Genomic DNA, 12479 nt, shown 5'->3' with positions numbered 1-12479 from the left:
AGAGGAATACAGTGACTTTTCGAAACCAGCACATCCGCATCCTTCCCTCCTTTGCCCTGGCCCTTGCCCTGACCCTCGGTGGCCCATCCTCGGCGTTCGCCGAACCGCCGTCGTCGACCGGACCGACGGGGCCGGCCGAGAAGACCGTCGAGGAAAAGGCTCTCGAACAACAGATATCCGACCAGGAGCAGATCGCCCACGGCCACGTCGCGATCGACCAGGGACATGTGGATATCGGCCCCAAATTCGTCGACGGACAGTGGAAGCTCATGATTCATGACGACCACGACGCCGAGCCTGTCTGGCGGTCGCCGGAAGACGTCGTCCTGAAATCCGGAGACGCCGCGCTGCTTCCCAAGCCGGAGGACGCCGCCTACGACTTCGTGCAAGCCAACCCGGGGGACGAGGTCTACGTGGTGCCGCAGACCGAGAAGTCGGGCGTCGTGTGGCCGGGGTGGAACACCCAGGACCCAGAAACCGAGCGCCGACTCGGCACGGGCGCGACCCTGTCCATGGAGGGCGTGGAAGGGCCGGGCCAGTTCAGCCTCTATCTGGAGAACGGCAACTTTGCCGGCCCCCAGGTGCTGTGGAATTCGGCGGACGACGCCGGCCAGGACATCTGGGTCCCCAAGAACAGCCACACCCATGCGAACTGGGTGTTCACCCGTCCTGGGGTCTACTTCGTGACTGTTCGTGCACATACCAAACTCGCTGATGGTACCGAGGTCTCCGACACGCAGCGCCTGCAATTCGCCGTCGGGGACTCCACGGATGTCGAATCCGTTTTCGCCCGGGCCAAGGCTCTTGGTGAACCGAAGCCCGCGAGCCAGGCCGACGCGTCCTCGGGCGCATCCGCGGGACCGTCCTCGGGGGCGGACAAGGGCACCGATACCGCGACCATGATCATGGTGGGCGCCGGATCCGTGATTCTGCTCGGCGGAGGAATCGCGTTCTGGGTGAGTGCGCGCGGCCGACGAGCGAAAGAGGCCGCATCGGTCGAGGAGCGTCGGCCATGACGGCTCCACGGCTTTCCGTCGATGACCTCACCGTCCGACTCGCGGGCCGGCACATCATCACCCATCTCGACTGGACCGTGCGGTCGGGCGAATTCGTGGCGTTGATCGGCCCCAACGGGGTCGGAAAAACCACGTTGCTCCGGTCGATCCTCGGGCTGATTCCTCGGGCGGGCGGGAACATCACCGTGGACGGAGAACACGCCTCGAGGGTGCGAGGCGTCCTCGGGTACGTTCCGCAGAAACACCACTTCGCCTGGGATTTTCCGCTGACGGTCGAGGACGCCGTGATGAGTGGCCGGACACGCAGCATGGGGTGGTTGCGCAGGCCCCGTGTCGCCGACTGGCGCCGGGTCAACCAGGCCATCGAACGTGCCGACCTGGGGCGATTGCGACGTCGTCCCATCGGCGAACTCTCGGGAGGGCAGCGGCAACGCGTCCTCCTGGCCAGGGTCTTGGCCAACGAGCCCAAGGTACTGCTGCTGGACGAGCCGTTCACCGGCGTCGACGTGCCGACTCAGGACATGCTCGTCGAACTGTATCGGCAGCTTGCCGCCGATGGCTTGGGGATCGTCATGAGCACGCACGACGTCTTGGGTGCCTTGGACGGTTGTTCCCGCATCTGTGGGCTGCGCGGCCGCATTGCCCTCGACGTCGACCCCGCCGACGTCGGTCCCGAGTACCTCAACGCCTGGTTGCGAGGCCGAGAAGATTCCGTGCCCCGCCAGGCCGCAGAGACGACGAAAGCGAGACCCGAATGATTGCCCCGTGGGAATTCGTGCAAGACCTTTTCAATCCCAACCTGGGATTTTTGTTGCGTGCCCTGGCCGCGGTCGTGATCTCGTCCGTGGTCTGCGGCGTGGTGGGTTGTCACGTGGTGATGCGCGGGATGGTGTTCATCGGGGACGCCGTGGCGCACTCGGTTTTCCCGGGATTGGCCGTGGCTTTCGTCGTCGGCGGGAACATGATGCTCGGAGGGATCATCGCGGGGGTGCTCACCGCCGTGCTGGTTGCAATTTTCAGCCAGAATCGCAAGCTCTCGGAAGATTCCGTGATCGGCATATTCTTCGCGGGCGCCTTCGCTCTGGGGATCGTGATCATCTCTCGCGCGCCCGGATATTCGGGGTCGGTCGAGGACTTTCTCTTCGGCTCGATCGTCGGGGTTTCGGAGCGCGACGTTCTGTGGGGTGCCGTGGCCGGGGCCGCGCTGATCGTGGTGCTGGCCCTGTTCGACAAGGAAATCGTGGCGGTCGGCGTGGACCGGGAGACCGCACGAGCCATGGGGCTTCCGGTCTTGGCACTGGACATTCTGCTCTCGGTCGTCGTGACCGTGAGCGTGGTGGTTTCCTTGCAGACCATCGGCAACGTCCTGGTGCTCGCCCTGATCGTCATCCCAGCCGCCGCGTCGCGTCTGATGTGCACGCGGTTCCACACCATGATGGTTGTCTCTCCCGTTTTTGCCGCGGTGTGTGCGACGACGGGTCTGTATATCTCCTGGTCGATCGACCTGCCGGTGGGTGGCACGATCGTTCTGACCATGGTCGCGGCCTTCCTGGTGTGCTGGACACTCACCGCGTTGCGTGGGCTTGCTTCTTCCCGCGCTGCATCGCCGGCTCCGTCCACGCTGGGGGCCGGCGGCGATTCCCATGCCTCATAAGCGTGGATGACTGCCCCGGCCAGGGTGCGTACATTCCCTATTGGGCATGTACGCGCCCCGGGGCGGGGGTCAGTTCTCCGCCGTGGGCGCCGACGTGTTCCGGGAGGTCTTGCCACGGCGGTATCTGGTCATGACGATCAGTGCCATACCGCCTGCTATTGCACAGAGAGCAAGCGCCGAGATCAATTGGCCTCGCAACCCGGTCGCCGCGAGAGTTCCTGTTCCAGGGCGGCGCCCTGAGGATTCATTGGTCCCAGACCCCGATGACTGAACGGTCCTTTCCGGGGACCCGAAATTCTGAGCCTGAGCCGCAGCGGTTCCGGGTCCAAACGGATTCGACGCGGAAGAGCCGCGGGCTGCGTTGCTTGTCGCGAACCCATGGTCCTCACGGTGGCCCACCTCGGCAACGGCCCCATTCTTCGCGTCCGCACCCTGACCGGCGTTCCCCTGGCCGTCGGCCGGGGCGTTCCCCTGGCCGTTGGCCGGGGCGTTCCCCTGGCCGACGGCCGGCTCCTTGTCGGCGACGTCGCCCTCTGGGGAGCCGACCCGTCCAGGAGGCTCCCGCCCGGCGTCGTCGTGCTGGGTGCGACCACGTCCGGAATTGTCGTGTCCACCAGTTCCGGGGCCCATGCCTTCTTGGTGGGCGTGCCCGTCGTCAGGTGCGGAGGCGCAATCGTCGGTCTCGGGTTCTCCCACGACCACAATGAGCGATTGCTTCTTCGAAGAAATCGGTGTTCCGTCCTTCAGGGTTGCTGAGTAGGCGACGTCGAAGGCATACGTTCCCGGCTTGGTGAAGGCCCAGTTCGCGTGGACATGCGTCGCGAAGGTCGATCTCAGCGCGTGTTTCTGCTGTGTCGAACCGATCAGCACCGAGGGGCGACCAATGTAATCGGTCGTGAAGAGACCGAAATTGGCCCCGCGGGGCATGCGCTTCGGCTCGATCGACAGACGGACGCCGTCCTCGGTCAGGGCGCCGAAATCGACGTCCTGGGTGTTGTATCCCGGCCAAAGCACCCCTTCTTGCTGGGTCTGGGGCATCCCGTAGAACACGGAGTTCTCCGGTCCCAAGAAGTCCAGTTCGTGGGACATCATTCCTGCGCCGTGACGCTTGTGTCGTGCATTCTCGCCCACGACGAATTTCACGTCGTCGATTTCCCTCTCGACCGTCGTGGTGCTGTGCTGCCGGGTTTCATCCTTGAGTGCGATGTTGAGGCCGCCGTCGGAAGTCTTGCCGACGATGTCCACGTGGCCGTTGTCGATCGGTAGCCGCCGGGCGAGACCGGGGTCCTCGCACTTCTGGGTGCCGTCCGTGCTCGGCGTCGTTGGCTCCGGGCTGGCGGAGGGCGATGTCGGAGTCGGAGTCGATGGGGTCGGTCCGGGATCCTCGGTGGGGGATGGGCTCTGACTTGGCGTCGACGTCGGTCGTTCCGTCGGCGTGGCCGACGGCTCTGGGGAAGGAATGGGCGACGGCTCCGGCGATGGTCCGGGCGTCGGTTCGGGCTTCTCCGTGGAGCCGCCCGCGGCGTCGATGGTCAGCGTTCCTGGCCTGGTGACCTTGAGGTCGGCCGTGACCGGCTCCTCGAGCGTCACGGTCCCCTTGAAAGCGTCTATATCCGGGTGGGGGTAGACGGACATGCGGAATTGGCTGGTCGGAGCCAGGAAGTCGGTCTCGTAGTAGGCGACGGCGACGCCGTTCTCGATGTAGTCGGAGAACACCGATGTGGGGTACCGGGCCTCGGGGGTCTTGTAGATTCCGCCCGTCACCAGGCCTCGAATCTTCGGGTCGCGGAAGCGGGTCGTCACCTTGGTGAATCCGGAGGCTTCCGCAGGTTCGACCTGGAGAGTGTAGTCGCCCGACTCCGGCGTGTAACGCTCGGTGGGCAATGGCGTGTTCGCGGGGTCCGGCTCCGCCGTCGGCCACGTCCCGTGGCCTTGGGGCGACGTGACTTTCGCCGATTCGCCCGGAACATACGGCAGGGTCGGGCTGATCCAGCGTGGGGAGGATCCGTCGTTGGGGGTGAATACTCCTTGCAGGACGGATCGCTGCGACCCCAGAAGTTCGTCCCACGCGGCTTTTCCGTGGTGGACGTCGACGTCGGTCAGGAAGTACCCCTGGTCGTAGAGCGTGAGCGTGCCCTCGGTGTCCGTGCCGGCGTCGAAGGAGATGGTGCTGAGGTTCTCATCCCCGTCCATTTCCTTCGACGCTCGTGGCGCGACCGACAGCTCGTATGAGGTTTTCCCGATATCTCCGTCCGGTGCGGCGTCGAAGCGTTCCTTGGTCGAGGGTTGCGGTTTCGCCTTGGGTCGCTGGCCGCCGACCTGGATTCTCATCGTGGTCGGTGTGGATTCGATGGTGCGGCCATCCGTCCCGCGGGCCACCGCTCGGTAGGTGAGTGCGTAGCGACCAGGACGGGAGAACAGCGTCTGATTGTGGGTGTGCTGGCCGGCGGTGAGGCGGCCGGAACGGCGTCCGTCGACGGAGGAACTGAGAATCCGACTCACATCCATCGGATCTTCGGCGTCGCCCTCTTCGTGGGGCATGTAGTTGAGCATCTCCACGCGTCCCGGGCCGTCCACAGACAGCAGGTCGAGGAAGAAGGAGCCGTCCCGGAAGGTGTCCACGGGGATGTCGGTGTCCGCGCCGAAGCCCCACCAGATCGGGTCGTGATTGCCCCACGGGTTTGCAGGGGCCATGTACCAGGTGTCTCCGGGCGTGCCCAAGAAAGTGAGACGTGGATTGTCGGGCACCTGGAACTGGTACTGGTTCTGGTCGTTGGTTCCCCAACCCTTGCCCACCCAGGCGACGACGTCGTCGAGCGGGTACGACGCACCGTGATCCTCGCTCTTGAGAGAGAAGCCGCCGTTCTCCCAGAACGTTTTCGGCGAGTCGATGTGAGCCCGAGTGGCGACCCGGAGGCCGTCATCGGGCCCGGCGATGGCTGGAGTTGAACCGAAGGCGAGCATCGCGGCGCAGGCGAGCGAAGCGACGGTGCGGATCCAGCGTGGGCGAGTGAGGCGGCGTCGTTCGGTGCCGTCCGACGCCACGGACGACGACGGCGGAGAAGTGCGGTGGCCTCTGGCGTGCAACCGGGACATGCTGTCCTTTCTCATCAGCGTCCGGTCGCTTGGCCTGCCCAGCCTCGGTACAACCTCCGGGGCATGAGGAAGAAACCCGGCGTTCCGGGACGGTGCGCGAGGTGAGTGACAGGAGAAGCATACACCGTAATGAGAATTATTAGCATCTGAGGGTCGGTCTGAGGGTCGGCGAGGGGCGAGGACCGGAGGGTTCGGCCAGGGTGAGGTGGAGGTCGGAGGGTTCGGCGAGGCGAGGCTCGGACGGTTCGGCCAGGCGAGGTGGGGCGAAGCGCTCCGGGGCGTGCGCGGGCGGCGAGGTGGCAATTTTGTGCGTGAGTAGGAGCCGATGGTGAGGCCTGATGCACGATTGAGACCTTGGCGCGCTTTTTGGGTCGTCGTCCGTGCGAATTCGTCGCGGCCTGTGCAGCCTCCTGACGCCATTCGGAGGCGGTTGCCCGATTGAGAGGAAGTTGCCGCCGTGAGGTGGGGGTTTCGCGACCACCTAACGGCGGAATTTGCCACGAAATTGGGTAACCGCCACGTAACTGAGGAGCTGCCGACGTCGCGCGGCCCGCGAGGTGGCACTATTGGGCGTTCCCACCGCCGAGGTGGCAATCTCGTGCGTCTCGCGCGCCGAGGTGGCAATTTTGGGACAAAATCCACCGAATTCGTGCACAGATCTGCCACCTCGAGGGGAATCTCGCACGAAATTGCCACCTCGCGGGGATTCACGCACGAAAACGCCACCCCGCCCATCGGCGCTGCGTGGGCAGCGCAGCCGACCTCGGCGTCAGCCCTAGTCACGTGCCCATACCCGCCGACTTCGCACCCGCCGACTTCGCACTCGCCGACGCCCGCGCCACCCCCCCGCCCAAGCCCTCCCGCCACCCCCAAGACAAAGAAAAAGCCCCCGCATCCCCGGAGTGTCAGGGATGCGAGGGCTTCTCGCTGAGCGGTGACGGAGGGATTTGAACCCTCGGTACGGGGTTACCGTACACGACATTTCGAGTGTCGCACCTTCGGCCGCTCGGACACGTCACCAACTTCGGCAACTTTACCGGCTCGAAGGGGGCGACTCAACTTGGGCGCCGTCGAAAACCGGGCGGATCATATTGGCTTCGTCACGTGTAGCGGGGGCCGACGATGTAACCGTCGATGATTTTCAGTACTGCACGGGCGGCGTCCTGCGTGGTGCGGGACGACGAATTCATCTCCCGTTCCATCGCGAGCATGAAGGTCGCTCCGAACACTGCGACGGCGATCGACCGGTTGTCCGGGTGCTCAGCGGTTTCGTAGAACTCCTCGAGGTCATCGATCAGCTCGGTGACCTTGTCGATGACCACGGAGCGCTGCTGGGCCAGGACTTCCGACGTGCCACCGTCTGGCCTCCACATTTCCGCCACGGCGAGGCGTGCGAAACCGGGTTGCCCTTCGAGGAATCTCAACGAAGCGATCACACCGCGAGAAATCCGCTCCCGGGGATCTCTGACGCCCTCGCCTGCATCCTCGATGGTTTCCACGACCAGTTGGACGCCGTAGCGGAGGAGCCCGTCCACCATCGACTTCTTGGACCCGAAGTTGTAGTAGACGGTGCCCTTCGAGACGCCGGCCTTGGCGGCGACTTCCTCGACCGTCGTCGCCGTCGGACCCTTCTCGCTCATGATCACCATGGCCGACTCGAACAGGCGAAGCTGGGTCCGATTGGTGCGACCGGGTCGACGACGGATGCCGCCCGACTCGCCGGTCGTGCCACGGTTCTTTGCCGGCGTCACAGTTCCACCTCCGGGCTGAGTTTCTTGAGGGTCCAGGTTCGGTCCTTGATCGATCCCAAGAATCCGAAGAGTAGCCCGATCAGTAGGCTGGCCACCAGGATCAGAACCAGCCAGGGCACGGAGCCCTCATTGATGCCGTAGGCGAGACGACGCACTCCGGTGATGGCGTAGCCCATGGGCAGAGCATGGTGCAGCCATCGCAAGGATTGGGGCAGCGTCTCGTAGGGCATCATGCCACCCGATGTCACCAATTGGACGATGAGCAGAACGAGGACCAGGAGCTTGCCCGGGGCCCCGAAGAGCGAGATCAGTCCTTGCCCCAGGGCGCTGAAGGCGACGGACGTCAGGAGCAAGAACCAGAACACCAGCCATGGATGCTCCATCTGGAAACCGAGGGCGAACTTCACTACCGCGAACAGAACGACCGCCTGGGCGATTCCGACCACCAGGAACGGAATCCACGAGCCGATCGCGATCCTGAAGCTCGAGGTGTGCGAGGCCAGGGCGCGGTCGTTGTTGGCCCGCAGGAACTGGCCCGCCATGAGTATCCCGATCCACAGTGCCAGGACTATGAAGAACGGGCCCATGCCCTCGCCGTAGTTCCGGGCGGAGGCCAGTGAATTGTGGTTGTCGGAGACCGGATCCGACATCACAGAGGCCAAGGAGGACTGTTGGTCCTTGTCCAGATCCGGCACCTGGTTCCGGCCGTCCTCGAGGCCCTTCTGCAGGTCCTGCGAGCCCTTGGTCAGGTCCCCGGACCCGCCCTTGAGCTGGTCGGCCCCCTGATCCAGCTGGTTCGATCCGTCGACCGCCTGGCTCGTCCCGTCGGCGAGTTGCTGAGCGCCGTCGCGGGCCTTGACCTGGTTGTCGTACAGAGTCTGCGATCCGTCCACCAGGCTTCCGGTGGACCCTGCGAGGCTGCCGATGCCTTCCGCAAGCTGTTGGGCTCCGCCGTTGACCTGTTGGGCTCCGGAGGAGAGCTCGCCGGTCTTCTGGTCGACGGTCGAGGCGCCGCCGGCGAGCTGCTGCGCGGCGTCGTCGGCGCTCTTGGCACCGTCGGCCACCCCGGAGGCGCCGTCATTCAATTGCGAGATGCCGGTGGTCAGCTCCGAAATCTTGGCCGCGACCGACGACGACCCGTCGGCGGCGCACGAGGAATCCCGCAACTTCTGCAACGACGCACCGGAATCGGTGTTCTCTACGGAGTCGAGGTTCTGACTGGTTGCCTGGGCGATCCGTGACTTTGTCTCGTCGTTGGAGACCGAGGAGACGATTTTCTGTGCCTGCTCCTGATTCAGGACGCCCTGATCGACCAGTTGCTGGACCTGCTCAGAGGTGGCGGCACCGACTTCCGAGACCACGGAGTTCGATACATCCTCCGAGAGCCTGCCGGAAGGCGCGGACGTGTTGGCCGCGGAGAGATCCTGGCACACGGCGTTCAGGTCGTTGCCGACCTGGCCGATACCGGATTCCTTGACCTTCTGGTCCAGGGTCGCCGCCCCTTGCGAGAGCTGCGCCGCGCCTCCCGAAAGCTTCGAGGTTCCGTCGGCCAGCTGCGAGGAGCCCGAGGACAGTTGGGAGGTTCCGTCCTTGAGCTGCGCCGAGCCGTCGGCCAGTTGGGAGGTTCCTCCGGTCAATGTCTTGGCGCCCTGGTTGAGCTGCTGGGCACCGCCGTCGAGTTTCTGGGCGCCGTCGATGGCCTGTGCATTGCCGTCGACCAGCTGATTCTCCCCGTCGAGCAGAGAATGCGAGCCGCTGTTGAGTTGCACGGCACCGTCGGCCAGCGTGGAGGTTCCGTGCTTGAGCTGGTCGACCGCCGTGGAGAGGTTGACCGCACCGTCAGAGAGCTTCCTCGAACCGTCGGCCGCATTGGAGAGCTGACCGTGAATGTCCGTGAAGCTGGCCAACATCTGCTGGGCGGTTTCGTTTCCCACCTCTTGGGCCACCTGATCGCGGATAGTGGTTCCCGCCTTCGAGACGATATTCGTCAGGAGGTAGTTGTTGGCGTCGTTGGTCACGATCTCGAGCCCCGCCTTTTGGGGATCGACGGTACCCGGAGTGCCGTCCTTGTCCGGGGCGAATTCGGACGTCGAGAGGAGCCGTTCGGAGAAGTCGCTCGGGATCACGATGGCGAAGTCGGTCTTGCCGTCCTTGACCTCCTTGACCGCCTCATCGCGCGAGGAAGCATCGTGCCAGTCGAAATTCTTGGAGTCGTGGAGCTTGTCCGTCACGCTCTGCCCGGTGTTGATCGGGGAACCGTCCGGCTTGTTGGCCCCGGCGTCCTCCATCGCAATGGCACCGGTGACGTGATCGATCTTCCCGTACGGGTCCCAGTTGGAATACAGGTAGATGCCGCCGTAGAGGAGGGGGATGCAGGCGAGGGCGACCATGACCAGTTTCGGAAAGACGCCACCGGTCATGCGCTTGAGCTCCGTGAGAGCGAGGCGAAGGGAAGTCACGAGAGGTCCTCCTGGGCGGTGCGAGGTGTGAAGAGTTCGTCGAGGGGCAATCCGGACGGCACGTAGGGCTTGGGGGCGGTTTCACCGATGCGCGCGGTCAGCCCGTGCCACGAGGTGCTGATTCGAGGGACGACGGCGACGACGGCGCGCGGATGCTCCTCGTTCCTGGCCAGTCGATGGAGGCGGGGGAGCCAGGTCGCGGTGTGGTTCGCGTGACGCGAGGGGGTGTCGAAGACCAGAAGATCCGACCGTTTCTCCTGGCCGGCCAGGGCGACAACGAGGCGAATCCGCTGATCGGGGGTCAACTGTTCTTCCCAGAGGTTGTCGAGATCCTCGAGTCCGTGATCGCGGAGCCATTGCTCGGTTGACGGGCGTTTCAGCATCTTGTGCGGCATGTAGGACAGCATTTCCGCGGCGTAGTCCCGAACCCGCATGTGCTCCTCCATCTGGTTCACGCGCGGGGAATCGATCAGAGAGGACCGCCGGCGCAGGGTCTTGCGCTTGTCACTGCCGTCCCAGGAAATCGTGCCCTTGTCGGGACGCAACCGCCCGGTCAGGGCGAGTGACAAGCCTGAGCGCTGCAACTGGCTGTTGCCCTGGACAAGGATCAGCTCACCGACTTCCACGGTGAAGGAGGTGCGTTCGATCAGGGGCGCGTGACGCCCCTTGGCTTGGACTGCCTCGACTTCGAGCACAGGCGTGTCTCCTCGATGGGTGAGTGATTGGCGGAGGCGATCCCGGGGTGGAGGAATCGTGACACTGCTAGCCTAATTGTACTGACCGGTCAGTTCTAGTCATTCACGGCAAACTTATAGGGTGATGCTATGCACTCGGCCCCGAATTGTCTTCCGTCGAGTCGCATTGCGGGCGTTTCGCAGCGAAGAAGTCCCGCAGGAGCAGGGCGCATTCTTGCGTTCTGACCTCGGGGAAGACCTCTACCCAGTGATTGAGGCGGCGCTCCCGGAGGATGTCGAAGACAGATCCGACGGCGCCGGCCTTCTCGTCCCAGGCGCCGATCACCAACCGTGGGATGCGAGCCAGGACGATGGCACCCGCGCACATGGGGCATGGTTCGAGGGTCACGACGAGCGTGCAATCATCCAGGCGCCAACGCCCGAGGTGCCGGGCGGCCTCGCGGATGGCGAGCACTTCCGCATGGCCCGTGGGGTCGGCGTCGGCTTCCCTCCGATTCCGTCCGCGCCCGACCACCCGGCCGGTCGCATCGAGGACGACGGCGCCGATCGGCACATCGCCGCTCTGGCGCGTCTGCTCCGCCTCGGCCAGGGCGAGGCCCATCCACTCCTTGTGGAGCTCCGAAAAGTGCGTCATGGGTCCATTGTCTGCTGTAGTTTGGACCCATGCGAGTCAAGATTCTGGACCACCCCTTGGTCAGCCACAAGGTCACCGTTCTCAGGGATCGGGAGACCCCTTCGCCACAGTTCCGGCAGCTCGTGGACGAACTCGTGACTCTCCTGGCCTACGAGGCCACACGCAATATCCGCGTGGAGCCCAAGACCGTCCGGACTCCGGTGACCGAGACCGAGGGTGTGGTGATGGCCAGGCCGCGCCCCCTCGTGGTGCCGATTCTTCGCGCCGGCTTGGGCATGCTGGAAGGCATGACCCGGCTGATTCCGACGGCGGAAGTCGGCTTCCTGGGAATGGCTCGCCACGAGGAAACTCTCGATATCGTCACCTACGCTGAGCGGCTTCCCGATGACCTGACGGGTCGCCAGGTCTATGTTCTGGACCCGATGCTCGCAACCGGTGGCACGCTCATCGAGTCCATCAAATTTCTGCGCGAGCGCGGCGCCGACCACATCACCTGCCTGTGCATTCTTGCGGCGCCCGAGGGCATGAAAGCCCTCTCCGAGGGTGTCGAAGGGATGAAGAACGTCGATTTGTTCCTGGCCGCCCAGGATGAACGCCTCAATGAGAAGGCCTATATCGTCCCCGGCCTCGGCGACGCCGGCGACCGCTTGTACGGACTCGCCGACTGAACGACATCTCGGATGTGACCAAAGCCACGCTCCATAGATTTTTTGGACGGCCCGAGGTGGCGGTTGCCTGGTCGTGAAGTCCGCTCACGACGTCGCGCGCTCCGTTTGGTCTTCGTCGGAAACGTTCGCATGGCGAACGGCGGATGGGCTGTGCGAGGCCCGAGTGTCTCGACTCACTTTCTGTACTCACGGGTTTTGTTCGGACAATTCGGCGCGGTCCTGGGGGAATCCTGGGAAGGCCGCCGGGGATCGAAAATTATGCGCCCGATGCCGCTTGACAAACGGCCAGTTTCGTGGATGTTCTAGCGCCTCATGTGACCGTTGCCCGCAATGAGCGGATTTCCTGCATATACAACCTGGCTCGATGAGCTCGGCCGGACGCATGATATGCATGATTTGAATGATATCTTGCATATTTGAGACGAACTATCTCATGATTCGGACGCGTGAACCAATTGTTACTTGCAGGAACCGAGTAACGGGTAGAGCATGGAAGAAAGGTCTGA

Annotated in this window: 9 protein-coding genes and 1 tRNA gene; 4 read left to right on the top strand and 6 right to left on the bottom strand. The window is 64.3% G+C overall.

Translation table 11 applies throughout. The features are described 5' to 3' along the window. Nucleotides 1-11: 11 nt before the first annotated feature. Genes EWU68_RS10290 through EWU68_RS10280 form a run of 3 tightly spaced genes read left to right on the top strand, consistent with a single transcriptional unit; the run spans nucleotide 12 to nucleotide 2670 of the window. A complete protein-coding gene (locus EWU68_RS10290; protein WP_162421442.1) occupies nucleotides 12-1016 on the top strand; it encodes a choice-of-anchor M domain-containing protein in 1005 nt (334 codons plus the stop codon). After that, nucleotides 1013-1774, top strand: coding sequence for an anchored repeat-type ABC transporter ATP-binding subunit (locus EWU68_RS10285; RefSeq protein ID WP_129316039.1), 762 nt, complete (start codon nucleotides 1013-1015; stop codon nucleotides 1772-1774). The genes EWU68_RS10290 and EWU68_RS10285 overlap by 4 nt, the downstream gene beginning before the upstream one ends. Beyond that, complete coding sequence (locus EWU68_RS10280; protein WP_129316038.1) at nucleotides 1771-2670, top strand: anchored repeat-type ABC transporter permease subunit; 900 nt, start codon at nucleotides 1771-1773, stop codon at nucleotides 2668-2670. The genes EWU68_RS10285 and EWU68_RS10280 overlap by 4 nt, the downstream gene beginning before the upstream one ends. A gap of 69 nt (nucleotides 2671-2739) precedes the next feature. Here the strand turns inward: EWU68_RS10280 and EWU68_RS13440 are convergent, their stop codons facing one another. The 6 genes from EWU68_RS13440 to tadA form a co-directional block, all read right to left on the bottom strand. Then, nucleotides 2740-5766 (bottom strand): choice-of-anchor M domain-containing protein, encoded by a 3027-nt coding sequence (locus EWU68_RS13440; protein ID WP_162421440.1) that lies wholly within the window; start codon nucleotides 5764-5766, stop codon nucleotides 2740-2742. Between the two features lie 932 nt (nucleotides 5767-6698). Beyond that, a tRNA-Ser gene (locus EWU68_RS10270) sits at nucleotides 6699-6786 on the bottom strand. An 80-nt stretch (nucleotides 6787-6866) separates the two neighbouring features. Beyond that, entirely contained in the window at nucleotides 6867-7517 is a 651-nt protein-coding gene (locus EWU68_RS10265) for a TetR/AcrR family transcriptional regulator (RefSeq protein ID WP_129316036.1), read from the bottom strand. Beyond that, nucleotides 7514-9976, bottom strand: a complete 2463-nt coding sequence (locus tag EWU68_RS10260; protein WP_129316035.1) for a YhgE/Pip domain-containing protein — start codon at nucleotides 9974-9976, stop codon at nucleotides 7514-7516. The genes EWU68_RS10265 and EWU68_RS10260 overlap by 4 nt, the downstream gene beginning before the upstream one ends. After that, complete coding sequence (locus EWU68_RS10255) at nucleotides 9973-10671, bottom strand: P-loop NTPase family protein (RefSeq protein WP_129316034.1); 699 nt, start codon at nucleotides 10669-10671, stop codon at nucleotides 9973-9975. The genes EWU68_RS10260 and EWU68_RS10255 overlap by 4 nt, the downstream gene beginning before the upstream one ends. A gap of 127 nt (nucleotides 10672-10798) precedes the next feature. Beyond that, nucleotides 10799-11305 (bottom strand): tRNA adenosine(34) deaminase TadA, encoded by a 507-nt coding sequence (gene tadA, locus EWU68_RS10250; protein ID WP_129316033.1) that lies wholly within the window; start codon nucleotides 11303-11305, stop codon nucleotides 10799-10801. Nucleotides 11306-11334: 29 nt separating this feature from the next. On the opposite strand from tadA, the gene upp reads away from it, so the two are divergent. After that, nucleotides 11335-11973 (top strand): uracil phosphoribosyltransferase, encoded by a 639-nt coding sequence (gene upp, locus EWU68_RS10245; RefSeq protein ID WP_129316032.1) that lies wholly within the window; start codon nucleotides 11335-11337, stop codon nucleotides 11971-11973. Nucleotides 11974-12479 lie beyond the last annotated feature (506 nt).

Origin of the sequence: Rothia koreensis (assembly GCF_004136575.1) — a bacterium.
In the GTDB taxonomy this organism is placed as follows: Bacteria; Actinomycetota; Actinomycetes; order Actinomycetales; family Micrococcaceae; genus Rothia; species Rothia koreensis.
The sequence above is the reverse complement of the archived record's forward strand: the minus strand, read 5'-3'. Positions and strand labels throughout refer to the sequence as shown.

Bases quoted from the DNA above. Each gene is read 5' to 3' on its own strand.
- EWU68_RS10280 (WP_129316038.1), top strand. From the start codon at position 1,771: ATGATTGCCCCGTGGGAATTCGTGCAAGACCTTTTCAATCCCAACCTG.
- EWU68_RS10285 (WP_129316039.1), top strand. From the start codon at position 1,013: ATGACGGCTCCACGGCTTTCCGTCGATGACCTCACCGTCCGACTCGCG.
- upp (WP_129316032.1), top strand. From the start codon at position 11,335: ATGCGAGTCAAGATTCTGGACCACCCCTTGGTCAGCCACAAGGTCACC.
- EWU68_RS13440 (WP_162421440.1), bottom strand. From the start codon at position 5,766: ATGTCCCGGTTGCACGCCAGAGGCCACCGCACTTCTCCGCCGTCGTCG.
- tadA (WP_129316033.1), bottom strand. From the start codon at position 11,305: ATGACGCACTTTTCGGAGCTCCACAAGGAGTGGATGGGCCTCGCCCTG.